The following is a 24575-nucleotide window of genomic DNA, read 5'->3' as shown; positions in this document are numbered from 1 at the left end:
CTTCGGCCGGCCCCGCAAGACCGGCTGCGATCTGTCCAACACCTTGCACCACGCCACTGACAATCCACTCTGACCTGCACCGATGCATGATCGGGAGTCGATTGTCAGTGCCGGGGCCTACGGTCGGTGACATGACTGAGCAGGGGGTGCGCTGGACGGCGGACCAGGTGCTTGCACTGGCTCCTGACGCCGCGTCGCGCAAAGCGGGAAGCAAGCTCGGCACGGCCGGGCCGTGGTCCGAGGCGGGCAGCGCCGGGGGATCGGTGTGGGGCCTGTGCAGAGGCAGCGGCAGCAGGCCGTACCAGACGGTCGTCGACATCGCGGGCAGCACGGGCCCGGCGTACAGATGCAGTTGCCCGAGCCGGAAGTTCCCGTGCAAGCACGCCCTCGGGCTGCTGCTGCTCTGGGCCGGTGAGGAGGGCTCGGTACCACCGGCCGAGGCCCCGGCGTGGGCCGAGGAGTGGCTGGCCGGGCGCAGGAGGCGGGCGGTGGAGCAGCAGGCGCCCCGGCAGGCGGAGGCGGGGACCGCCGCGGCCGATCCGGCGGCCCGGCGGCGTGCGGAGGGCAGGGCCCAGAAGCGGGCCGAGCGGATCACCGCCGGAGCCGGCGAGTTGGAGCAGCGGCTGTCCGATCTGCTGCGCACCGGCCTCGCCGGCCTGGAGCACGCGGGGTACGGACCGTGGGAGGAGACCGCTGCCCGCATGGTCGACGCGCAGGCGCCCGGGCTGGCCGCGCGGGTGCGGGAGCTGGGGGCCGTCGCCGTGTCGGGCCCCGGCTGGCCCGTGCGGCTGCTGGAGGAGTGCGCCCTGCTCCACCTGCTGGACCAGGGCTGGCTGCACAGGGCGGCGCTACCGCCCGGCCTGGCGGCCACCGTCCACTCCCGTGTCGGCCTGCCCGACACCTCACCGACCCGGCCCGAGCGCGACGACTGGCTGGTCCTCGCCCAGTACGACACGGCGGACAGCCGCCTCACCACCCGCCGCATATGGCTGCACGGCACCGGCTCAGGGCGTACGGCGCTGCTGCTCTCGTACGGCGCGGCGGGCCGTCCGCCGCAGTTGGCGCTGCCGGTGGGGCTCGCGTTCGACGCGGAGCTGTCCGGCCGTCCGGGTGCCGGGCAGCTCCGGGCGGAGCTGGGCGAGCGGTTCGGCGCCCCGGCCCCCAGCGCGGCCCGGCCCGAGGGGACCGGCACCGGGCAGGCGGCCGCGCGGTACGGCTCGGCGCTGCGGGCCGATCCCTGGCTGGAGAGCTGGCCGGTGACCCTCGGCCCCGTCATCCCCGTCCCGGCGCCCGGCGGCACGGGTTGGCAGTTGGCCGACGCGGACGGCGCGGCGGCCCTGCCCCTGGCCCCGGCCGCCGCCGCGGCGCCCGGGCTCTGGCGCCTGGTGGCCCTCTCGGGCGGCGCGCCGGTCACGGTCTTCGGCGAATGCGGCCACCGCGGCTTCACTCCGCTCGTGGCCTGGCCGCAGGAGCCCGGCGAGGCGGTGCCGCTGTGCTGACCGCCCCCGCCGCCCCCGGAGCGTCCGCTGCACCGGCGCGGGCGCGGGAGCCCGGCACGGCCCGCGGCACCAGCGGCCCGGCCCCCGCGGGACCAACACCACCCGCACAGCCCCCGCAGGCACCGCAACTCCCGCAAGCACCGCAATTCCCGCAAGCACCGCGACCCTCGCAGGCACCGCAACCCTCGCAGGCACCGCAACCCTCGCAGGCACCGCAAGCGCCCGCCCAACCCCCGCGGGCACCGGCACCACCCGCGCAACCCCCGCGGACCCCACAAGCACCCGTCCGACGACCACAGGAGCGGTGAAGCACCCATGCCCATGACCTCGGTGATGACTGCTGCGGCCTCGGCCGCGTGGGAGGACCTGGTCACCGCGGCCCTGCTCGGCACCGACCGCCGCAGGCCGCCCGTGCCGACCGGGCACGGGGACCCGGCCGCGGCGCTGCTGGACGCGGCGGCCGTGCAGACGCTCCGCCGCCGGGCCGGGCTGCGGCCCGCTCCCGCGGCACCGCTGCCGGACCGCGCCGCACCCGATCCCAGGCCCGCGCTGCCGCCCGCCGCGGCCCGCCGACTGGCGGTGCTGCTCACCGACAGGCCCGGCACCGGCTCGGGCGGCCGCCGGGGTTCGGCGCCGGACCTGATGGAGCTGCTGCCGCAGTGGCTCCAGACGGCCAACGCCCGGGGGTATGCCGCCCCGCCGCACCTGCTGCCGGCCCTGCTGGACGCGGCACGCGCGCGTACCGACCTGCGACCGCAGGTCCTCGCCTTCGCCGGCCCCCGTGCGCTGTGGCTGGCCCGGCTCAACCCGGACTGGAAGTTCGCGCTCCGCGCGACGCCGGGCGGCGGTGCGCTGCTGCCGGCACCCGAGGACGCGGAGGGCGTGCGGCGGCTCTGGGAGGAGGGCCTGTTCGCCGAGCGGGTGGCCCTGCTCGCCGCCGTACGGGCCCACGACCCGGTGGCCGCGCGGGAGCTGCTCGCCTCCACCTGGTCGACGGAGCGGGCCGAGGACCGCCTGATGTTCCTGGACTCGCTGCACATGGGCCTGCGCGCAGACGACGAGCCGTTCCTTGAACAGGCGCTCACCGACCGCAGCCGCAATGTCCGCGCGATCGCGGCGGAGCTGCTGTCCGCACTGCCCTCGTCCGCCCTGGCCACCCGCATGGCGGCACGCTCCGCGCTCTGCGTGACCCTGGACCGATCGCAGCAGGCGCCCGCCATCGCCGTGGCCCCTCCCCCGGCATGTGACGCGGACATGGAACGGGACGGGGTCATGCCGAAGCCGCCTGCCGGGCGCGGGGAGCGCTCCTGGTGGCTGGGCCAACTGGTGGAGGCGACACCGCTGGGCGCGTGGTCCGCCCGGTTCGGCGGTCGGGGCCCCGAGGAGATCGTGGCGCTGCCCGTGGCCGACGAGTGGCACGGCGAACTGCACGCGGCCTGGTGCAGGGCGGCGGTGCGGCAGCGGGACATCGCCTGGTCACGGGCGCTGCTCGGCGCACCGTCGGCTCCGGGCGCGGGCGGGCCCGGTGCCGTGTCGCTGGCCGAGCGGGCGAAGCTGCTGGCCGCGCTGCCGGCCGCTGAGCGGGCCGGATGGGTGGCCGGGTTCATCGCCGCGCACGGCCTGTCGGAGGCGTTCCAACTGCTCGGCGGCTGCGCGGCCCCCTGGGAGGAGCAGCTCGGCCGCGCCGTGGTCGACGCGCTGAACATCGCCCGGGACGCCGGTAGTTACCCGTGGAGCTTCAGCGGGGTGATGGGCCTCGCCGAGCGCTGCCTCGACCCTGCGGAGGTCACCCGTCTGGAGGCGCTCACGGCGATACCCGACGAACCGGAGAACTCCTCCCCCGGGGCGGGCGGCTACTGGTCGGAGGCCTTCCAGCGGCTCGTCGGGACCCTCCACCTGCGCGCCACCATGCACACGGAACTCACCGCCCCGGCGGCCCCTGAGCCGCTGCCCTGACGCTCGCCGGAGGCCGCCGCCCCGGAAAGCACCGCAGGCCGCCGCCAGGCAGCCGCCGCCGTGCACCACCGAGCGGCCATCGGGCCGGCATCGGGCCGCCGCCTGCCGGCCCGCGGCGGACCTGGTCAGCGGCCCGAGTCGGCGGCCCGAGTCGGCGGGCCTGCCCTCAGGTCCCCGCGGGCTGCCGCACGTTGGCGCGGACCCACTCGACGATCGAGGCGGTCGTGGCGCCCGGGGTGAAGATCTCCGCGACACCCTTCTCCTTGAGCAGCGGGATGTCCGCCTCCGGGATGATGCCGCCGCCGAAGACGATGATGTCCGCGGCGTCCCGCTGCTCAAGCAGTTCGATGACGCGGGCGAAGAGGGTGTTGTGCGCGCCGGAGAGGATGGAGAGGCCGATCGCGTCGGCGTCCTCCTGGATGGCGGTGTCGACGACCTGCTCGGGCGTCTGGTGGAGGCCCGTGTAGATGACCTCCATTCCCGCGTCGCGCAGGGCACGCGCGATGACCTTGGCCCCGCGATCGTGGCCGTCGAGTCCCGGCTTGGCCACCACCACGCGGATCGGCCCGGCTGCCACACCCATCACTGCCTCCATATACCGAATACCGGTCGAACATTGCCCCCAGCATCCCGCAACCGCTCGTTTCGCGCCGCAGGGCGAGGGAGAAATCACAACGGCGGGAGCGGTGGGGACACGTCAGCCGTCCGTCCCGACCGCACCGACGGTACGCCCCGACCACGTCAGCCCACCCGTCCCGACCACGTCAGCCGCCCGTCCCGACCGCGCCGGTGGCCCGCCGAACGCACACCCTCCGAGGAGGAGAGCTCCCCGAACCCTTCGAACGCGGACCGAACAGAGCGACAAGGATGCGCTCGGGGAGTGGCGAAAGACGGCCGAATGCCCGGTTACCGTCCGTCTGATGAAGGCCGAAGATTGTCGGGTCCGCGTACTGCCGGGTACAGTCGCCGCACTGCTCTGCCTCTGGGGGGCGGTGACTCGGGGGCGCCTTACACGCCCTTGAGGCTGTGGGGGAGGTTCCCCCCGCGGTCGGCAGCCCCCCAGCCCCTGCTGTCGAGGCGAAAGAGAAGTAGGTGAACGACCGTCATCCGTCTGGGGATCCCTACCCCCCGGCCCCGGCACCCGACGCCGCACATGCGCCGTACGCGTCGTACGAACAGCAGCGCGTCCAGTACGGCGGCCAGACCGGGTACGACGGTTACGGCGGTCACACGGAAGGCGGAGTCGCCACGGCGACCGCGACCTACGGCACGGACGACCACGCCACCGGCCACTACACCGCGGACGGCGTCAGCTCCGACGGCCTCCCCGCGGACGCCTTCGCCACCGGCAGCTTCGCACCCGGCGCCTTCGCCTCGGACAGCTTCGAGAGCGACCCCCTCTTCGGCAACCTCCCCGGCGCCCCGGAAGCCCCGGACACCACCGGCACCTACGCCCCGTACGAAACGGGCCACTGGCCCACCGCTGCCGCCCAGGGCCCGGCGTCCGCCGACCCGTACGCCGCGCAGCCGCCAGGGTCACGGCCGGCCGACTTCGGGGCCGCGGCAACCGGCTACGCAGGCAACGGCTACGACGGCACCGGGTACGACACGAGCGGCCAGTACGACACGAGCGGCCAGTGGGACGCCACCGCGTGGAACACCACGGGCGAATGGGAGACCCACTCCTACGCCCAGCAGGCCCCCGGCGCCCAGGACGGCCACGACCCGCTGTCCGACGCGGAGTTCACCGGATCGCACCAGTACGACGCGCAGGGCTACGACACCCGGGGTTACGACACCCAGGGCTACGGCGGGCACGGCTACCAGGACCCGGACCCGGCGCAGCAGGGCTACGCGGCCCACGGCTACGAAACCGACCCGTACCAGGGCGGCCCCGGCTACCAGGACGAGGCCGGGTACGCGCACGCTCCCGGCGGTCCCCAGGAGACGCAGGTCTTCGACACCACCGCGTTCGGCGAGTTCGCGCCCGAGCCGGCCACGTCCGAGCATGCCATCCGGGGCGTCGACGCCGTCGGCCCCGATACCGGCGTCCAACCCGGTCACGCCGAGGAGACGGCCCCGTACGCCGAGGGCGCGGAGGCCGCCGAGGCCCCTTACGAGGGCGGAGCGGACGCCCCGTACGACGCGTACTCCTACGAGGACGGCGGCGAGGACCCCCACGGCGCCCACGACGACACGTATGCCGACGACGGCGCCGACGCCCTCGACGGCCCTGACGACACGCCCGATGCCGGGCATGACCCGCAGAACGCTCCCGGCATTGCCGTGCCGCGGCCCCGTACCGCTTCCCGCACGACCTCCCGCACAGCCGCGGCCGCCTCGCGCGGCCGCTCCCGCCGCAGGCCCGCGAAGCGTTCCGCGTTGCTGACCGTGGCCGTGCCCTCGGCCTGTGTGATCGGTGTGGCGGGTGTGGCCGCCGCGTCGGTGGGCGGCGGTGACGACGACAAGAACACCACGGCGTCCGACGCGACCTCCGTCAAGCCCTCCGTGGCCAACAACAAGCTCGACACCCAGTTGGAGAGCCTCTCCGCGGACGCGGGCGACTTCGCCGACCGGGCGAGCCGTACGCAGGAGCGCATCGACCTCAGGGCCAAGCAGGAGGAAGAGCGCAAGAAGGCCGCGGAGGAAGCGGCGCGCAAGGAGCGGCTGCGGCCGAAGTTCCTCCTCCCCGTCACCCAGAAGGGCCTCAGCGCCTATTTCGGCCAGGCGGGCGTCAACTGGATGTCCGTCCACACCGGCATCGACTTCCCCGTCGCCTACGGCACCCAGGTGATGTCGGCGACCGACGGCACGGTGCGCACGCAGTACAACACCGCCTACGGAAACATGGCGATCGTCACCTCCAAGGACGGCACGGAGACCTGGTACTGCCACCTCTCCAGCTACAAGGTCAGCTCGGGGACCACCGTCAAGGCGGGCGACGTCATCGCCTTCTCCGGGAACTCCGGCAATTCGACCGGTCCCCACCTGCACTTCGAGGTCAGGCCCAACGGCGGCGCGGCGATAGACCCCCTCCCCTGGCTCCGCAGCCACGGCCTCGACCCGACCTGACCCGACCCGGTCCGACCGACCGACCCAGTCCGACCTGCACGCCGGCTGACCTGCACCCCGGCTGGCCGTCCTGACTGTTGGGGACGGCGCCTGGCCCGCCGGTCGGCTCAGGCCCGGTCGGCTCACGCCGGGCACGCACTCCGGGCGAACGGCACCGCGCGCCGGGCGACCGGCACACACGACGTTCACCACACGATGCGCGCCGCACGACGCGCACCACCCACCACTCACCACACACGCACCGCACGCCCCACCGGACAGGCATGCGCCCGCTCTGCCCGAGCGAGCGCCCGACCGCGCCTCCTACCGGCTCGCCCCCTACAGCCGCCCCCTACGACCCGCCTCCTACAGCTTCTCCACCGGCGCATACCGCAGCAGCAGCCGCTTCGGCTTGCCGCCGTCGCCGAAGTCGACGGTCGCCTCGGCGTTGTCGCCGGAGCCCTTGACCGCGACGACCGTGCCCAGGCCGAACTGGTCGTGGGTGACTCGGTCGCCGATGGCCAGGGGGACCACCGGCTTCTCCGTGGCCCGGCGGGTGGCGAAGCCCGAGGCACCCGCGGCCGCACTGCGCGAGCGGGACCGCGAGGAGGCGGCGAACGACGCGGCGGCCCCGCTCGCCGCGCCGGACACGGAGGGCGCGGCCGGTGCCGTCCGCTTCCATTCCACGTGCTGGTCCGGGATCTCCTCCAGGAAGCGGGACGGCGGGTTGTACGCGGGCTGGCCCCAGGCGCTGCGCAGCGCGGCACGGGTCAGGTACAGCCGCTCACGCGCGCGGGTGATGCCCACGTAGGCGAGCCGCCTCTCCTCCTCCAGCTCCTTGGTCTGCCCGAGGGCCCGCATGTGCGGGAAGACGCCGTCCTCCATGCCGGTCAGGAAGACCACCGGGAACTCCAGGCCCTTGGCCGTGTGCAGCGTCATGAGGGTGATGACGCCGCTGCCCTCCTCGTCCTCCTCGGGGATCTGGTCGGAGTCCGCGACCAGGGCGACCTGCTCCAGGAAGTCGGCCAGCGTGCCGGCCTCGCCTTCGCCGCGCTCCTGCTCGAACTCCAGGGCAACGGCGGCGAGCTCCTGGAGGTTCTCGATCCGGGTCTCGTCCTGCGGGTCGGTGGAGGACTGGAGCTCGGCCAGGTAGCCGGTGCGCTCCAGGACGGCTTCGAGGACCGTGGCGGGGCCCGCGCCGGACTCGACGATGGTGCCCAGGTCCTCCATCAGGGTGTTGAACCGCTTGATCGCGTTGGTCGAGCGGGCCGCCATGCCGTAGGCCTCGTCGACGCGGCGCAGCGCCTGCGAGAAGCTGATCCGCTCGCGCTGGGAGAGGGCGTCGACCATGGCCTCGGCGCGCTCGCCGATGCCGCGCTTGGGGACGTTCAGGATGCGGCGCAGCGGGACGGAGTCCTCCGGGTTGGCGAGGACGCGCAGGTACGCGAGGACGTCCCGGACCTCCCGCCGCTCGTAGAAGCGGACACCGCCGACGACCTTGTAGGGCAGGCCGACGCGGATGAAGATCTCCTCGAAGACGCGGGACTGGGCGTTGGTGCGGTAGAAGACGGCGACGTCGCCGGCCTTCGCGTCGCCCGCGTCGGTGAGGCGGTCGATCTCCTCGGCGACGAACTGCGCCTCGTCGTGCTCGGTGTCGGCGACGTAGCCGGTGATCCGGGCGCCGGCGCCGGCGTTGGTCCACAGGTTCTTGGGGCGGCGGCTCTCGTTGCGCTCGATGACGGCGTTGGCGGCGCTGAGGATGGTCTGGGTGGAGCGGTAGTTCTGTTCCAGGAGGATGGTGGTGGCGTCCGGGTAGTCCTCCTCGAACTGGAGGATGTTGCGGATGGTGGCACCGCGGAAGGCGTAGATGGACTGGTCGGCGTCGCCGACGACGCACAGCTCCGCGGGCTCCACGGCGGGCTCGCCGTCCTCCGTGGCGCCGGGTGCGTCCGGTCCGGGCGCGGTACCGACCAGCTCGCGCACCAGCGCGTACTGGGCGTGGTTGGTGTCCTGGTACTCGTCGACGAGGACGTGCCGGAAGCGGCGGCGGTAGTGCTCGGCGACGTCCGGGAAGGCGCGCAGCAGGTTGACCGTCGTCATGATCAGGTCGTCGAAGTCGAGCGCGTTGGCCTCGCGGAGGCGGGACTGGTAGAGCGCGTAGGCCTGCGCCAGGGTCTTCTCGAAGCCTTCCCCGGACTCCGACCGGGAGGCGCCCCCGAGGGTCTGCGCTGCGAAGTCCTCCTCGTCGATCAGCTCGTTCTTCAGGTTGGAGATCTTGGCGCTGAAGGACTTGGGCGGGTAGCGCTTGGGGTCGAGGTCCAGGTCGCGGCAGACCAGGGCCATCAGGCGCTTGGAGTCGGCGGCGTCGTAGATCGAGAAGGACGAGGTGAAGCCGAGCTTCTTGGACTCACGGCGCAGGATGCGCACGCAGGCGCTGTGGAACGTCATCACCCACATCGCCGCGGCCCGCGGGCCGACCAGTTGCTCGACGCGCTCCTTCATCTCGCCCGCGGCCTTGTTGGTGAAGGTGATGGCGAGGATCTGGCCGGGGTGCGCGTGGCGCTGGGCCAGCAGGTGGGCGATGCGGTGGGTGAGCACCCGGGTCTTGCCCGAGCCGGCTCCGGCCACGATGAGCAGGGGGGAGCCGCTGTGCACGACGGCCGCGCGCTGGTTCTCGTTCAGCCCCTGGAGGAGGGCCGCCGGGTCGGTGACGGGACGGGCGGCGCCGTCTCGGTAGTAGGGCTCGCGGGGCGGCGGGGCGTCGTACCTGCCGCCGAAGAGGTCGGCCGGGATCTCCTCCGGGCCCGCGTCCTCGGGCGGCGGCGGGGGCTCTTCCTCGGCGCCGCGGGGGGCCTGGAGACCGGCCAGGAAGTGATCGTCAAAGAGGCTGCTCATCGCTTACCGAGTCTAGGCCGCGGCACTGACACCCGGCCCACGGACGGGTAACCCGGTCCCGAACGAACCGCCGGGCACGGCGCGTGGAGCGCTCCGACCACCGCCCGGAGGCCCGCCGGACACGGAACCCTCACCGAACCGCACGGAAAACGCCACGAGCCGTGGCCGCCTGCTCACGCAGCGCCAAAGTCACAAGAATGTATAGGACGTATCACACATCAACCTTCACAGCCGTCACACGCGTTGGCTAACGTGCCGCACGGGCAACCCGTACCCCCACCGGCGAACGGCGCCGGGACGGGCGGCCCCCGCCGAGTCCGGCGCGCCTTCGCGGGCAGCCGGAGCCGGGGACCCACCGGAGCCGGGCACCAGACGGCTCCTGGGGTGAATCGGCCCCGCACGGCCCAGCGCCCGCGCACCCGCGTGCCGGACGCCGTGCCGCACGGAGCCGTAGGGCAGCCTTCCGGTCCACCCGCCCGAACCCGACAGCTAACCCGGTAGGCGGCGCACGGAAGGAGTCGCCCGCTGTGGCGTCGCACCGCAAACCGCGGAACACCAGCACCCTCACGGGGGTGCGCACCCCGGCCGCCCTCGGGCCCGCCGTCGGCATCACGACGGCCGCGCTGACCTCGGTCGTCCTCCTGGCGCCGAGCGCGGGGGCCGCGCCGTCCGACCCGGCGCCGAACCTCGAAGAGGTGCAGAAGCAGGTCGACGGCCTGTACCACCAGGCCGGCGTCGCCACGCAGAAGTACAACGCCGCCAAGGAGCACACCGCCGCCCAGCGCAAGCGCGTGGACCGCCTGCTGGACGACGTGGCCAAGCGCACGGAGAGTCTGAACGCCGCCCGGCAGGAACTGGGGTCCTTCGCGGCCGCCCAGTACCGCACCGGCGGCATCTCCGGCACGGCCACACTGCTGCTCGCCGACGATCCCCAGCAGTACTTCGACGACAGCCACCTGATGAACCGGCTCACCGACCGGCAGAAGGCGGCCGTCGACGGCTTCGAGAAGGAGCAGGCCGCGACGGCGAAGAAGCGCGCGGAGGCCGCGAAGAGCCTGACGCGGCTGACCGACTCGCAGGCCACGCTCCGCGAGACCAAGGAGGACGTGCAGAAGAAGCTCGCCTCCGCGCGGACGCTCCTTTCGAAGCTGACCGCGAAGGAGAAGGCGCGCCTCGCGGCGATCGAGAAGCAGAAGGAGGAGGCGGCCGCCCGCCGGGCGCAGGAGCTGGCCGCCAGGCAGGCCGCCGCACAGCGCGAGCAGGAGCAGTCGGGAAGCAGCGGCACCGCCACCGACCACAACTACGCGGCGATGGCCACCAAGGCCATCGACTTCGCCAAGGCCCAGTTGGGCAAGCCCTACGTGTGGGGCGCGACGGGGCCCGACTCGTTCGACTGCTCGGGCCTGACGCAGGCCGCCTGGAAGGCCGCCGGCGTCTCGCTCCCGCGCACCACCTGGGACCAGGTCAAGGTCGGCACGACGGTGCCCGTCGACCAGGCCCGGCCGGGCGACCTGGTCTTCTACTTCTCCGACATCAGCCACGTCGGTCTCTACATCGGCGACGGACAGGTCATCGACGCACCCCGGCCGGGCAAGAACGTGGAGACGATACCGATGACGTACATGCCGATCTACAGCGTGGTGCGGCCGGCGTAGGAATGGTCGCCGTACGCCGGCGCGGGCCCGCCCGCGCCGGCGTGCGCAGGCGATGGGCGCGGCGGGGGCGACGGCCCCGCGGCGGCGCACGGCCCGGATGACCGCCGCTCGGGCCCGGACCGCGGCTCAGGCCCGGGCGACGGCTCAGGCCCGGGCGACGGCTCAGGCCCGGGCGACGGCTCAGGTCAACGGCCCGGGCGACGGCCATGGGCCACCAGCCACGGGCCACGGGCCACGGCTCGACCCTGGCCGCCGCTCGGGGCCAGGACCGCCGCTCGGAGCCAGGACCGTCGCTCAGGGCTCGGGCAGCGCGCGCAGGCCCGGTATCCCGCCGCGGGCCCGGGCGACCGCGGACCAGGCCGCGTCCGGTTCGGCGGCGAGCAGGGCGCGTGCGGTCGCGAAACGGTCCGCCATGTCGCCCCCCGCGGACCGGAACACCTCGAAGCGGTCCCGGATCTCCGTGGGCGTGCCCTCGGTGAAGGTGCGCATCAGCGTCGCCCCCAGGGCCAGGTACGCCCGCACCTGGGTCACCGCGCGGCCGGTCGGGTAGTCGTCGGGCAGCACCGGCGGCGCCTCGCGCACCAGTTGCTCCCAGGCGTCCGCCGCGGTGGGCGCCTGGGAGGCGTCGGCGATCCAGCGCAGCGCCCGGGGCGCCTGGGCGCCGGACAGCGCGGCGGCGTAGCGGGTCTGCGCGGAGAGCACCGTGTCGGCGTCCTCGGCGAGCAGGGCGCGGGCGAGCGGCACCAGGTCGTCCGTGCCCCGCAGGGTCCTGGTCGTGGTCAGGGCCATGACGCAGCGCAGCAGGTCGCGCGGCAGCCCGCCGGAGAGCGCGTGGCACAGCCACAGGAACGGCTCGGGCAGCCGCACGCCGCGCAGTTCCAGCAGTTCCCTGGCCTGGCCGAGGCCGAGCGGCGGCACGGTGACGACCCGGTCGAAGGCGCTGTCGAAGGTGGTGCGCACATCGAGGACCCGGCGGCCGAACGCGGTCAGCGCGTCCTCGGAGACGGCGACGAGGAAGTGGCAGCCCTGGATGCCGAAGACGACCTTGAGGTCGTTGAGGAAGCGCTCCGCCTCCTCGGCCGTGCCGACCTTGTCCAGTTCGTCGATGCCTATGATCACCCGCCCTCCGAGCGGCCTGCGCTCCAGGGCGACGAGGTCGAGCAGCGCCCTGAAGCGCGCGACGAGTTCGGGGTAGCTGAGCAGGTGCTCGGTGTGCTGCACCTGCTCGCCGCCGGTGAACTGCAGGCCGAGGCCGCCGGGCAGGGTGAACTGCGTGCTGCGGGTGCGCTGGACGGTCGACTGGTACTGGAGGGTTCTCAGGTGGTGCACGGCCGCGGCCTGCGCTCCGGAGGCCCGCCGCTTCGGGGCCCGGCCCTGCCGTGCGGCGCCCGCCCGCGCACGCCCCGCGCCGCCCGAGAGCGCCAGCGTCCACGCGATGCCCACGAGGGCCAGCAGCCCGCCGCCGACCAGGACCAGCAGCCGCGGCTCGCCGGCGAGCCGGCGGCCGGCGTGGGAGAGGTCCTGCCAGGAGACCGCGGCCAGCACGGCGAGCATGCCCGTGAGCGCGACGAGCCCGGCGAGCGCCCGCTGGAGCCGGCCGGCCCGCCGCGGCCGCTCGGTGCCCTCGGCGGCCGACTCGCCGGTGATCGCCCGGCAGACCTCGGCGAAGAGGTGGACGAGGAACTCCCTGGGGTCGTACGACGTCGGGGCCGGCACCAGTACCAGCAGGTCCTCGTAGCCGGCGGACTCCGGCGCGCAGAACCGCTGCATCAGCGTGCTCTTGCCGCCGCCGCGCGGCCCGCTGACGCCGATGCTCGCACTCTCCAGCTCCCTCAGGTGCAGGGCGGTCTGCTGGACGGCGGCGGTACTGACGAACTGGTCGGCGCCGCGGGATCCGGTGAGCCGGGACGCGTCGATCGGAGGCAGGGTGAGGGACCGTTCGTCGTGGGTCGCCCCGAGCCGGCGGCGGAGCAGCGGCATGACGCCGTCCCGAGCGAGCGCCACCAGCCAGTCGCGGCGCGCCTGGACGGCGGCGTCGCGGTAGCGGCCCCGGCCGCCGGGCAGCTCCGGCCAGTCGGCGGGGTCGTCCGAGCGCAGGGCGGTCCACTGCTCGGCGTACGGGCGCGCGTTCAGCCAGCCCAGCAGTGTGACGACCCAGGTCGCGGCGGCGGCGAGCGCGATGGTGGGCAGCGCGCCTGACCCGAGCCCGCGGGGGGCGGTCGCGACCCGCGCGCCCCACACGGCGGCGGCGTACAGCTCGCAGAAGGCGCCGATGCGGAACGCGACGCTGCCGCGTGAGCGGATCAGCGAGCGCTCCTCGGACCACCACACGGGCGCGGCGGGACGGCGGGCCCCGGGGGTTCCAGGCCCGCCGCCGCTCCGCCCGACGGAGCCGGCGGCCTCGCCCCACTGCCAGGCGAGGACCAGCACACAGAAGACCGCGACCACCGTGGCGACCGTGACCAGCGTTCCCGCCGGGAACACCATCAGCCCGGCCGCGGCCGCGGCGACGGCCGCCGCCGGCCAGGCCGCGAAGCGGTAGGTGCGCACGAGCCCGGAGCGTGTCCACCACCGCTGCGCCGCCGCGTCCTGCAACCGCCGGTGCGCCTGCCTGAAGCGCTCGTAGGATCCCTCGGCGGCCTCGGCGACGGACGGCAGGTCCGCCTCGAAGGCGTTCACCGCCATGGACAGCACCCGTTCGCGGGCCCGGGCCCGGCGCGTCCCCTCCGGCGCGGCGGCGACGTGGGCGATGGCCTCGGGCAGCGCCAGCACCTGGTCGAGGATGTCCGCCCTGGCCCGCCGCGCCGCGCGCACGGCGGGGCTGCGGCCCGCGCTCTGCGCGCCGAACGCCGCCCGCACCAGGTCGTGCCTGAAGGCGTAGCTGCCCCTGCCGTACCCCGGTGCCGGAGCCAGCAGGCCCTGGCGGCCCGCCTCGCCGAGGAACGCCAGCAGGGACCAGGGGAGCCGGCCCCGGGTCCAGTGCCAGAGGTGGGCGACGCGGAAGCGGCCCCAGGCACTGCCGTCCAGCAGGGCTGCGGCGAAGACCGCCGCCGCCGTCCACAGGAGCAGTCCCGTGTCGTGCCCCGAAGGGCCGGCCCCCGCCCGGAGCACGACGGCGAGCGGGGTGCAGGTGAGCAGTACGACGGCGGTCGCTCTGACCAGTGCGGTCACCAGGTCGCGGCCCAGGTGGGCCACCTGCGCCCCGGGCACCGGCCGGTCGTCCGGCACCCCCAGGCCCAGCAGGCAGACCGCGGCCAGCCCGGCCGCGCACGGCCACACCAGCGAGATCGCCAGCGCCTCGGGGACGGGCGCGGTGAACGCCTGCGACACGCCCATGACGGTGGTGAGGACGACCACCACGGGCGCCACGGCGCCCAGTTCCAGCCGGACGAGGGTGGCCAGCACCCTGCGCAGGTGCCGTACGGAGCGGCGGCCGACCGGGCCTTCGGGGGCCGCGGGGAGGACGGAGGCCAGGACGGCGGAGGGGCTGAGCCGGCGCGGCGGTGGCGCCTGCCGTCCCACCCCCGTCAGCAGGGCCGCGGCGCCCAGCAGCACGGCCGCCGCCACGCCGAGCCGCCCGGACCGCGCCGTCCACATCAGCAGGGGCGGCACCAGCAGGGGCCAGCGCAGCCGCCCGGCCACCGCCCGCGGCCGGTGCGCCGCCATCCGCCACCACAGCAGGTACGGGTCGGAGTCGCGGCCCATGGCCTGGGTGAGCAGGCCCAGCCAGCGCCGCCCGCTCTCCCCGGGCAGCCGCTCGGAACGGGCCGTCGGGTCGGCCGTCTCCAGGATCCGGCGCCTGATGTCGTCGGCGGTCGGGAAGCGCTCCGCGTCGGTGAGTTCGGCCGGGCTCCTGCTCTCGTGGTCCGAGGCGTAGGCCTCCTGCGCGAGGACCACCAGCCAGGGCGAGGAGAACGCCTGGGCCAGCGGTCCCTCCGGACGCCGTTCGATGGCCCGTGCCACCGCGTCCCAGGAGCCGGCCTGCTCCGGGTGGCCGCGCTCCAGTTGCGCTGCGGCGTCGGCGGCCGACAGCGGCAGGAGCGTCAGCACCGGACCGAGTCCTCTGCGCTGGTCGGCCTCAAGGCGGTGGAAGGCGCTGGTCCGGCAGGTCAGCACGTACCCGCCCGAGGTGGACAGGCCCCGCGCCAATTGCTCGGCCACGGCGGAGCGGGCGTGCGGCGGCAGTTCGTCGAGGCCGTCGAGGACGGGGGTGATCAGCGGGCCGTCCGCCAGCGCGAGGGCCTCCGAACGGCGCAGGCCGTACTCCGACTCCAGCTCGTCGGCCATCCACCGGCTCAGGCTTCCGTTGGACGGGTGCCAGGAGTGCAGTGCGAACATCACCGGCACCGGGTCGCCGGCCCGCCGCCGGTCCAGGCCGTCCAGCACGAACCGCCGGGCCATGGTGGTCTTGCCCGAGCCGGCGTCGCCGAGGACGACGAGGCGCCGGTCGGACAGCGTCTCGTAGGCGTCCCACAGGGAGGCGCCCACCGGCGGCCGGCTCCGGCCGCCGTCCCGGCCCTCGACCGCGGAGGGGGCGTACGTCCAGGTGAGCGGCAGCGTCGACGCACCGTCCGAGCGGCGGTCCGCCTCGCGCAGCTCCAGCGCGACGTGCCGGGCCAGCCGCTCCAGCAGTGCGAAGGTCCCGGCCCGCGGCTCCCCGGGGCGCGGTCTCGGCACGGCCTGCCGTCTTGTCGCCAGGAGGCCGGCCGTCGCGAGCGCCGTCGTCAGGGAGGCCGCCAGGACCGCGGCGCCGAACGCGGTCAGGTCGGCGTCGACGGCGACGCCCCGCAGGGCCACCGCGGCCGATGCCACCGCCAGCAGCAGCCCGGCCCCCGCCACGGCCATGAGGTACCTGCGCACGTCCGCCCCCACTCACCCGCTCGCCCGCACCAGAGCCGCATGGTACGGCGCGGGGCCGTGGCTTCTCAGCCGAAGAGCGGTACCGGCCCAAGGACGGGCGCGGCGGTCAGGGGGTCAGGTCCACAGGACGGCGATGAAGATGTTCACCATGGTGAGCGCCCCTACGGCGGCGAAGGCGCGCTTGTCCACGGTCTCCTCGTCCCGCTGCACGTAGACCAGCGCGAGGATCACGATCAGCAGGGCCAGCTTGATGCCTATCTTGACCGTGTCGACGTGCTGGTCGTCGGCTTCGTTGAGGCCGACCAGGACGGCTCCGGTCACGAGCATGGTGAGCGCGCCGTGCAGCATGGGGGCGCCGAAGCGGGCCCGGCCCTCGCCCATCGCCTTCATCTGGGTGAGGAAGCCGCCCAGCAGCGAGGCGATGCCGATGATGTGCAGGCCGACGAAGAGATGGATGAGTACGTCCATGGCTTCGGAGCCTAACGGCGGGCGCTCGGCGCTCTGGCGCGGGGCCCGGTCCCGGGGTCGTGGGGCCCGGTCCCGGGGTCGTGGAGGCCCGGTCCCGGGGTCGTGGAGGCCCGGCCCCAGGTCCGTAGAGGGCCGGCCCCAGGTCCGTGGAGGGCCGGCCCCAGGTCCGTGGGGCGGCGTCCGGGTCCCGGGCCGGGACAACCGCGGCGTCCCGGGCGGGGCGGCCCGTCGCGTCCGGGGCGGGGGGCGCCGCGGCGGACGGCGGGCGGTGCCGGGCCGAGGCAGCACGGCGGGTACGGGCCGGTCAGGGGCGGGCCCGTGCCCTCGGGGCCGGCGCGGCTGCCGGGAGGCGGCCGCCGCGCCGCGCCGCCGCCATGGGCGGCCGGCCGCTCCCGGCGCCGGGACCGTCAGCCGTTCAGTACCGGCGGGCGGGGCGGGGCGGCGCTCACTGCAGTGCCGCCAGGACGGAGTTGTACGCCTGCTTCTTCTGGTAGTTGCCGTCGAAGAGCAGCGGGGTGTCACCGCTGCGCCAGGAGTACTTGTCCGTGACGCCCCAGACGGTGATGCCGTCGCACCTGGAGATGGCGAGGCAGGCCCGGGTGACCTTGGTGTAGTTGTCCGCCTGCGCCTGGCCGGATCCGGCGATGTCCAGCTCGGTGATCTGCACGGAGACACCGAGGTCGACGAACCGCTGGAGGTTCTGCTGGAAGTCGGAGGGGACCGGGGACTGGCTGTTGAAGTGGCCCTGGAAGCCGACGCAGTCGATCGGGATGTTGCGGGACTTGAAGTCCTTGACCATGTTGTAGACGGCGTTGCTCTTCGCGTTGACGCCGTCGATGTTGTAGTCGTTGTAGCAGAGCTTGGCGGCCGGGTCCGCGGAGCGGGCCGTCTGGAACGCGTGCTCGATGAAGGAGTTGCCGATCTTGTTCTGGAAGGGCGAGGAGCGCCGGGCACCGCTGCTGCCGTCCTGGAACGCCTCGTTGACGACGTCCCAGGCGTAGATCTTGCCCTTGTAGTGCGTCATCAGGTTCCGGATGTGGTTGTCCATCACCTGGGTCAGCTCGCTGCCGGTGCCGATGTTGTTCACCCAGCCGGGCAGTTGGGAGTGCCACACCAGCGTGTGTCCGCGGGTGCGCATGCCGTGGGACTGTGCGTGGTTGAGGATCGCGTCGCCGCCGCCGTAGGTGAACTGGCCCCTGTTGGGCTCGGTGGCGTCCCACTTCATCTCGTTCTCGGGCGTGGCCATGTTGAACTCGCGGTCCGCCGTCTGCGCGTACTGCGCCTCGCCCAGGTGGCCGTTGCTCAGCGCGGTGCCGAAGTACTTGCCCTTCGCGGCCGCCGCGGCGCCCAGGGTGGAGCCGGCGGCGTGCGCGGAGCCGCCGGTGAGGGCGACCAGGCCGGCGGAGGCGAGGGCGCCGGCCATGCCGATGACCAGCGTGCGGCGGAAGCCGGACCGCACGGTCCGTCCGGTCGTGCGGGATTGCTCGGTCATTGCTTTCCCTTCGTCCGTGGGGGCCGGACGGTCGGCGGGCGCACCGTCCGGGGGTCGTGCCGTGACCGGTCGCAGCGCTGGAGGTCGCGAGCGCCCGGGCCGTGCAGATCGCCGGGAGAGAACGGAGCGGAGCGACAGCGCTGTGGCGCTGAGTGACGATTGCACCGGAGTATGCACGGCCCCCACGGCAACGTCAACGTTACGTGCCGGAAATCTTTCGATCATTCATCGCGTCGAGATCCCTCGGTCTACCGCTCTGAGCTGCACGAACAACAAGCCGTTCGAGCAGACGGACGGGCGGAGAGCCACATCCGGGCGGTTACCCCACCGAAAATTTCGCTTCCCTTGCCGAGATCATCGGGACGACGGAGCGAGTGAACCGCTCCCATTCCGCGCGGCCGGCCCGGGTCACGCACGCTTCCCGTTCCTCAGACCACCCTGGACCCACCGCACCCTTCGAGGATTGCGAAAGGTTTCGGACACCCTGTCAGCCAGAGAAGGACATCGCCTTCAGGTCTACATGGTGGTTTTCAGCGTTTTGGAGGGCCTGCCCAGTGCATGCCAAGCGTGCCGGAAGTCTTGCGTCCCGAAAACAACCGGTGCACACTCCGTAATGTTTCACGCCTGGAGCGGCAACGCGGTGCGCGCCTCAACCGAGGAGGAAGCATGCACAGAGCACTGTCCCGGAGTGCGAGGCACCTGGGCGCCCTACGGTCCGCGCTCCTCGCCGTCGCCCTGACCGCGGCGGCCACGGTGTTGTCGGCCGCCCCCTCCCCGGCCGCCTCCGCGGCGCCGGACAAGGCCGCCGGCGTCTGGGCCGCCTGCCCGAACGGCTACGTCGGCCTGACCTACGACGACGGCCCCAACCCCTCGTCGACCACCGCACTGCTCAACGCCCTGAAGGCGGGCGGCGCCAGGGCGACGTTCTTCATCTGGGGCCAGCACGCCCAGCAGTACCCGAGCCTGCTGCGGCAGGAGCAGGCGGCGGGCATGTGGATCGGCAACCACACCTGGACACACCCACACCTGCCCCAGATCGGCGAGCCCGCGGCGTACAACGAGATCGCCCAGACCCAGCAGATCATCCAGCAGACCATCGGCCAGACCCCGACCCTCTTCCGTCCGCCCTACGGGGAGACCAACTCCCAGATCAGGAACGACGAGACCCGCCTCGGCCTGACCGCCGAGGTGCTGTGGAACGTGGACTCCCAGGACTGGAACGGCGCGAGCACGGCCCAGATCGTGCAGGCCGCGTCCCGGATGACGGGCGGCAGCATCATCCTCATGCACGACGGCGGCTACCAGACGACCATCGCCGCCGTGCCGCAGATACTCAGCGGCCTCTCGTCCCGCGGCCTGTGCCCGGGCAAGATCATCAGCGGTGCGAACGGCCAGCCGGTGGTGACCGCCCCGTAGCCCTTCCACCCCTTTCGGGGGCGCGCCCTCCACGGGGCGCCCCGCACCGGGAGCACCACCCGGAATCAAGCCCCGCCCCGCCGGACGGTCAGGCGTCCGGCGGGGCGGTGTCCGCGGTTGCGGCGGTGCCCGTGGGTGCGGCGGTGCTGTGCCGTACGACCAGGCGGGTGTTCAGTTCGAGACGGGTCGCGGTGTCCTCGCCGGCCCGCAGCCGCAGCAGCATCTGCGCGGCCTCCTGCGCCATCTGCCGCAGCGGTTGGTGCACGGTGGTCAGCGCCGGGCTCGACCACTGGGCCAGCGGTACGTCGTCGTAGCCGACCACCGACAGGTCCTGCGGGACGCGCAGGCCGAGCACCCGGGCCGCCTCCAGGACGCCGAGGGCCTGGAGGTCGCTGCCGGCGAACAGGGCGGTGGGCCGGTCGGGACGGTCAAGCAGCTCCATCGCGCGCGCGTAGCCGCCCTCCACATGGAAGTCGCCGAAGGTGACCAGGTCGGGGTCCGGAGTCAGTCCCGCCATGCTCATGGCCGAGCGGTAGCCGTCGAGCCTCGCCATCGAGCAGAGCATGTCCCGAGGGCCCGTGATGATCGCGATCCGCCGGTGCCCGCACTGGACGAGGTGCCGGGTGGCCGCGAGGCCCCCGGACCAGTTGGCCGAGCCGACCGACGGCACGTCGGGCTCCGGGTCGCCGGCCGGATCGATGATCACGAAAGGGATGGCGCGGGACTTCAACTGTTTCTTCACCGCGGGCGGCAGCGAGGAGAAGACGAGCACCACACCGACCGGCCGGCGCTGCACCACGCCTCCGACCCAGTCGGGGCCCGGCAGGTGCCGGGTTCCGCTCTCCGTCAGCACCACACTGGCGTGGTTGGCCTTGGCCACGTCCTCCACGCCGCGGATCAGCTCCATGCCCCAGATGCTGTCCAGCTCGTGGAAGACGATCTCGATGAGGGGCGCCTCCCACGCGGAGCGCGGCGTACGGCGATAGGCGTGCGCCTCCAGCAGCCGCTCCACCTTGAGTCTGGTCGGCCGGGAGACGTCCTGGCGGCCGTTCAGCACCTTCGACACCGTCGAGATGGAGACACCTGCCTGCTCGGCCACCTGCGCCAGGGTGACGCGCGCCGTCTCCTCGTCTTCACGCACGACGTGCAGCATAGGCCACCGGCCCGAAAGTTTTCGAGGGCCTGGCCCGGTCCGGAAGGTGTCCGCGCAGGTCAACCGGCTTCTCAAGCGGATTCCCGACAGCCCGGTCCCCGGCTCGAAGATGATGTGATCCGTCTCATTGACGCCTTTGGCCCCGCTTGGGGGAGGATGGAGGACTGTCCCGTCGAGCGACCCGAGGAACGGAGCGAGGCCCTCCATGACCGAGCATGTTCACGTCCGCCAGGTCCAGGGCCTGGGCGTGAGTGACGACGGGCTGCTGGTCGAGGAGTCCCGGTGCCGGTGCGGGGCCACCTGGACGAGGACGTACGAGGCGGGGAGTCCGGAACAGGAGTAGCCCCGGCGAGTTGCCCCTCGGGCCACCGGTCCACCGGCCCGCCTGTCCACCGGCCCACCGGCCCGCCGCTATCGGCGGTCCTCCCGGTGCCGGACGGTCCCGGCGCCCGTGCCCGGCGCCCGCGGCCTGACGGGACCCCCACCCGGGGCCGCCCGGGGCGGCGGACCGGCCGTCTCACGCCGGGCGGTCCCGTGGCAGGCGATCCCGCAGGGTGCGGCAAGCCCGGTCCGGATCCGGGTCGCAGACGGCGATCCTGCCGTACCGGGCGGTGCGGCGGAGGTCCAGGCAGAGCACCGGGCGGCCCGCGCGCACCACGACGAAGTCCTCGCCGTCCACGAGCCGCCGGGTGCCCATGCAGAGCAGGTCCGGAACGCAGAGCCCGCTGCCGTGCCCGCCCCGCAGGGCCCGCCACCAGTCGGGCTCCACGTACACCTCGCGCAGTGCGGACACCGGCACCCGTACCCGGGCACGGCGCGCCGCCACCCGTTCCCACCGGTGCAGCCGGACGACGACGTCCGCGCCCGCGACCGCGATCCGGGCCACCGACCCCTCCCGTCAGGCGGTCTCGCCCCTGATCTGGTGGCCCCTGCCGATCTCGATCTTGCGGCGCCTGCCCTCCGCGGACTTCGGAACGCGTACGGTCAGGATGCCGTCGGTGAGGTCGGCGTCGATGTTGTCCGTGTCGGCGTCCATGGGCAGCGTGGTGCGGTAGGAGAACTTCCCGGTCCGGTGGTTCAGCACCTTCCCGTGCTCCGCCTCGCTCAGCTCGCCGGAGATGGACAGCTCGTTGCCCTCGATGGAGATGTCGACGCTCTCCGCGGGGATGCCGGGCAGTTCCGCCCGCACCATGTACGCGTCCTCCGTCTCCGCCTCCTCGGCGATCGGCATCCACGCGCCCGCCCCCGTGGTGGGCGCCGCGGCCATGAGCCGCCCCATGTCGCTCCACATGCTCTGGATGTCGCCGAACGGGTCCCAGCCTGCGTACGGCGGCATGCGGCGCTCCATCGGAGCGGACATTCCACGTGCACGGCGCATCGGCATGGTCATGGCGATCTCCCCTCGTGTGCCCGGGTCGAAGTGCGGGGTCGAAGCCCGGTGTCGAAGCCTTGCGGCGCGCGGGTAACCGGCGGCGCACCCGCTAAACGTGCCGCCCCCCGGCCGCGCACCCCGGGCGCCAACCGCTTCGTTCGCGCGTCACCGCTGGTCAGTGCGGCATCCGCAGCACCGCGGCGCCGTTCACCCGGCCCGCCGCGAGGTCGTCGAGCGCGCGGTCGGCGTCGTCGAAGTCGTAGGGGGCCAGCGTGGCCCTCAGATGGTGCCCGGCGGCGGTGGCGAGGAAGCCGCGGCCGTCCCGCCGGGTGTTGGCGGTGACGCTGCGCAGGGTCCGCTCCTGGAAGAGGTGGCGCTCGTGGTCCAGCGGCGGGACGCCGGTGAGGTGGATTCCGGCGATGCTCAGCGTGCCGCCCCGGTCCAGCGCCTGGAGGGCCACCGGCACGAGGCTGCCGACCGGCGCGAAGAGGATCGCCGCGTCCAGGGGCTCGGGCGGTCCGGCGGCCGCGTCGCCCGCCGACGCGGCCCCCAGCTCCAGGGCGAGCGACCTGGCGGCCGGGGACCGGGTGAGCACGTGCACCGTGGCACCCTCGGCGAGCGCGACCTGCGCGGTGAGGTGCGCGGACGCGCCGAAGCCGTAGATCCCGAGCCGGCCGCCTTCCGGCAGGTCGGCGCGGCGCAGCGCGCGGTAGCCGATGATTCCGGCGCAGAGCTGCGGCGTCAGCTCCTCGTCGGTGTACCCGGCGGGCAGTTCGTAGGCGTACGCGGCGGGCACGGTGACGTACTCGGCGTAGCCGCCGTGCACGTCCCAGCCGGTGTAGACGGATGCGGGACACAGGTTCTCCTGGCCCCGGGTGCAGTACCGGCACGTGCCGTCGGTCCTGCGCAGCCACGGCACGCCGACCCGGGTGCCGGCCGGGGGCCCGGTCACCCGGGCCCCCGCCGCCACGACCTCGCCGACCGCCTCATGCCCCGGGACCACCTGCTCCAGGTGCGCCGGCAGGTCGCCGTCGCGAACGTGCAGGTCGGTGCGGCACACCCCGCACGCACGCACCTTGACGAGCAGTTCGTCCACCGCGGGGGCGGGCACCGTGAGTTCCACGCGCTCGATCGTGCCCCTGCGGGCCGCCGGGGCCACCCAGGCCCGCATGGTCGTGGGGATCTCCGTAGCCACGTGCGCCACCTCCCTCTCCACTTCATCGTGCAGGCGCGCGTCCTGGCACGCACGGCGCGACGCGAGCCGAAGCCGGCGCCCGCGCGACGGGGTACGGCCGCACGCGGGCGCGGTCGCCCGGCCGGGGCGCCCGGCCGCGCGCCCCGGCCCCATGGCGCGGGGGCGGCGCGGGCCTCAGCCGATCATCTCCACCGACACCCGCCACAGCCGCTCCGCCGCCCGCGGGTCCAGTGCGTGGCCGGCGACGCCGTTGTCCATGCCGGGCTCGTGCGGCACCGCCTGGTTGCAGTCCTCGAAGTACCGGCCGCCGACTCCGTCGAGTGCCGGCCAGGTCGCGGCCAGGACGGAGGTGGCGGCGCCCTGTTCCCTCGTCTTGAACGCGTGGCCGGCCGCGGAGACGGCCGCGTCCAGGGCCTCCTTGCTCAGGTGCCGTACGAGGTTGGTGTCCAGGATCCCGCCGGGGTGGACGGCGTTGACGGTGATCCCGTCGTCGGCCCAGCGCCGGTCGGCCTCCACCGCGAAGAGGACGTTGGCGGTCTTGGACTGGGCGTAGGCGTCCGCCGGGTCGTACGGGCGCTGCCGGAAGTGGATGTCGTCGAAGACGACGGGGCTGCGCAGGTGCGCCCGGGAGCTGAGCGACACGACCCGCGCGCCGCCGGCCGCCGCGAGCGACGGGTACAGGCCGGTGGTGAGGGTGAAGTGCCCGAGGTGGTTGGTGGCGAACTGCAGCTCCCAGCCCCGCGGGGTGCGCGTCTCCGGCGTCCTCATCACCCCCGCGTTGTTGACGAGGATGTGCAGCGGCCCCTCCCAGGCGGAGGTGAAGGCCGTCACCGACGCCAGGTCGGCGAGGTCGAGGGCGGCCACGTGGAGCTGCTTGTTGCCGGTGGTGCCGGTGATGTCCGCGGCGGCCGCCTCGCCCGCCTCCGTGTCGCGCACCGCCAGCGTCACCTCCGCGCCCGCACCGGCGAGCGCGCGGGCCGTCTCGATGCCGATGCCCGACGACGCGCCGGTCACGAGGGCGCGGCGGCCGCTGAGGTCGATGCCCGAGATGACGTCGGCGGCGGTGGACCCGGCGCCGAAGGGGGTGGTGAGGCGGTCGGTCGGAGGGGTCGTTCCAGTCATGGGTACGTGCCTGCTTTCCTGGCGTGTCCGGTGCGCCACCGCGTCCCGGTGTGCGGGACGTGTACGGGCGTGCGCGTCTCCTGCCGGCGCGGTGCGCGCCTCGGCGTACCGCGCGTGTACGGGGTGTGCCGCACGTGTTCCCGTGTGCCGCGCGAGCTTCTTGTGTGCCGCGCACGTCACGGTGTGCCGCGCCGGACGGGTGCCGTTGCCGGATGGTCGGGTACGGGCCACGGACGGGGGCGCTCGTCGCTCGCCTCGCGGCGCCGCAACGCGCTCCTCCCGGATGGCTCTTCCTCCAGCGAAGCACCGTCGGGGGTGCGTCCGGTGCCGGGGCGGAGGCCCTGCCGGGACCCGGTCGGCGGCAGCCCGGGGCCGGTCCGACCGGGGGTTCGGCAGTACCCCCCTGGGAGCGCCGCGCGGACCGGGCGCGACCCTAGCCTG

Annotated in this window: 15 protein-coding genes and 1 pseudogene; 6 read left to right on the top strand and 10 right to left on the bottom strand. The window is 74.0% G+C overall.

Annotation, left to right across the window (positions count from 1 at the left end; genetic code table 11):
- The first annotated feature begins 131 nt into the window (after positions 1 to 131).
- Both IE313_RS14705 and IE313_RS14700 read left to right on the top strand, forming a co-directional pair.
- A complete protein-coding gene (locus IE313_RS14705; protein ID WP_189932093.1) occupies positions 132 to 1499 on the top strand; it encodes an SWIM zinc finger family protein in 1368 nt (455 codons plus the stop codon).
- Positions 1500 to 1814: 315 nt separating this feature from the next.
- Complete coding sequence (locus IE313_RS14700; RefSeq protein ID WP_189932091.1) at positions 1815 to 3455, top strand: DUF5691 domain-containing protein; 1641 nt, start codon at positions 1815 to 1817, stop codon at positions 3453 to 3455.
- A 166-nt stretch (positions 3456 to 3621) separates the two neighbouring features.
- Here IE313_RS14700 and icmB read toward each other — a convergent pair whose 3' ends face one another.
- Positions 3622 to 4038, bottom strand: a complete 417-nt coding sequence (gene icmB, locus IE313_RS14695; protein WP_189932089.1) for a coenzyme B12-dependent isobutyryl CoA mutase small subunit — start codon at positions 4036 to 4038, stop codon at positions 3622 to 3624.
- A 509-nt stretch (positions 4039 to 4547) separates the two neighbouring features.
- Here icmB and IE313_RS14690 point away from each other — a divergent pair.
- Positions 4548 to 6527, top strand: a complete 1980-nt coding sequence (locus IE313_RS14690) for a M23 family metallopeptidase (RefSeq protein ID WP_189932087.1) — start codon at positions 4548 to 4550, stop codon at positions 6525 to 6527.
- A 345-nt stretch (positions 6528 to 6872) separates the two neighbouring features.
- On the opposite strand, the gene pcrA is transcribed toward IE313_RS14690, so the two are convergent.
- The gene (gene pcrA / locus IE313_RS14685) at positions 6873 to 9401 is read right to left on the bottom strand and encodes a DNA helicase PcrA (RefSeq protein WP_189932085.1); all 2529 of its coding nucleotides are present in this window, start codon (positions 9399 to 9401) and stop codon (positions 6873 to 6875) included.
- A 527-nt stretch (positions 9402 to 9928) separates the two neighbouring features.
- On the opposite strand from pcrA, the gene IE313_RS14680 reads away from it, so the two are divergent.
- Positions 9929 to 11056 carry a C40 family peptidase gene (locus IE313_RS14680; RefSeq protein WP_189932083.1) on the top strand — a complete coding sequence of 376 codons (1128 nt, stop codon included), beginning with the start codon at positions 9929 to 9931 and terminating at the stop codon, positions 11054 to 11056.
- A gap of 294 nt (positions 11057 to 11350) precedes the next feature.
- Here IE313_RS14680 and IE313_RS14675 read toward each other — a convergent pair whose 3' ends face one another.
- The 3 genes and pseudogenes from IE313_RS14675 to IE313_RS14665 all read right to left on the bottom strand — a co-directional run.
- Entirely contained in the window at positions 11351 to 15916 is a 4566-nt protein-coding gene (locus tag IE313_RS14675; RefSeq protein ID WP_189932081.1) for an NACHT domain-containing protein, read from the bottom strand.
- Positions 15917 to 16030: 114 nt separating this feature from the next.
- Positions 16031 to 16384 (bottom strand): hypothetical protein, encoded by a 354-nt coding sequence (locus IE313_RS14670; RefSeq protein ID WP_189932079.1) that lies wholly within the window; start codon positions 16382 to 16384, stop codon positions 16031 to 16033.
- A 451-nt stretch (positions 16385 to 16835) separates the two neighbouring features.
- Positions 16836 to 17876, bottom strand: a pseudogene (locus IE313_RS14665) (glycoside hydrolase family 10 protein); the annotation flags it as partial.
- Between the two features lie 666 nt (positions 17877 to 18542).
- On the opposite strand from IE313_RS14665, the gene IE313_RS14660 reads away from it, so the two are divergent.
- Positions 18543 to 19292, top strand: a complete 750-nt coding sequence (locus IE313_RS14660; RefSeq protein ID WP_189932076.1) for a polysaccharide deacetylase family protein — start codon at positions 18543 to 18545, stop codon at positions 19290 to 19292.
- Between the two features lie 88 nt (positions 19293 to 19380).
- Here IE313_RS14660 and IE313_RS14655 read toward each other — a convergent pair whose 3' ends face one another.
- Entirely contained in the window at positions 19381 to 20445 is a 1065-nt protein-coding gene (locus tag IE313_RS14655; protein WP_189932074.1) for a LacI family DNA-binding transcriptional regulator, read from the bottom strand.
- A gap of 205 nt (positions 20446 to 20650) precedes the next feature.
- Here IE313_RS14655 and IE313_RS14650 point away from each other — a divergent pair, with 205 nt between their 5' ends.
- On the top strand, positions 20651 to 20788 hold the full coding sequence (locus IE313_RS14650) for a hypothetical protein (protein ID WP_189932073.1): 138 nt from the start codon (positions 20651 to 20653) through the stop codon (positions 20786 to 20788).
- Positions 20789 to 20962: 174 nt separating this feature from the next.
- On the opposite strand, the gene IE313_RS14645 is transcribed toward IE313_RS14650, so the two are convergent.
- The 4 genes from IE313_RS14645 to IE313_RS14630 form a co-directional block, all read right to left on the bottom strand.
- Entirely contained in the window at positions 20963 to 21331 is a 369-nt protein-coding gene (locus tag IE313_RS14645) for a hypothetical protein (RefSeq protein WP_189932072.1), read from the bottom strand.
- A gap of 12 nt (positions 21332 to 21343) precedes the next feature.
- Positions 21344 to 21781, bottom strand: coding sequence for an Hsp20/alpha crystallin family protein (locus IE313_RS14640; RefSeq protein WP_229924632.1), 438 nt, complete (start codon positions 21779 to 21781; stop codon positions 21344 to 21346).
- A 211-nt stretch (positions 21782 to 21992) separates the two neighbouring features.
- The gene (locus IE313_RS14635) at positions 21993 to 22988 is read right to left on the bottom strand and encodes a zinc-binding alcohol dehydrogenase family protein (RefSeq protein WP_189932178.1); all 996 of its coding nucleotides are present in this window, start codon (positions 22986 to 22988) and stop codon (positions 21993 to 21995) included.
- 198 nt (positions 22989 to 23186) lie between these two features.
- Positions 23187 to 24134, bottom strand: coding sequence for an SDR family NAD(P)-dependent oxidoreductase (locus IE313_RS14630; protein ID WP_189932069.1), 948 nt, complete (start codon positions 24132 to 24134; stop codon positions 23187 to 23189).
- Positions 24135 to 24575: the final 441 nt, after the last annotated feature.

The organism is Streptomyces sulfonofaciens, from assembly GCF_014656295.1.
GTDB classification, from domain to species: Bacteria; Actinomycetota; Actinomycetes; order Streptomycetales; family Streptomycetaceae; genus Streptomyces; species Streptomyces sulfonofaciens.
Note: the sequence above shows the minus strand (reverse complement) of the source record. Positions and strands in the feature narration are given on the sequence as shown.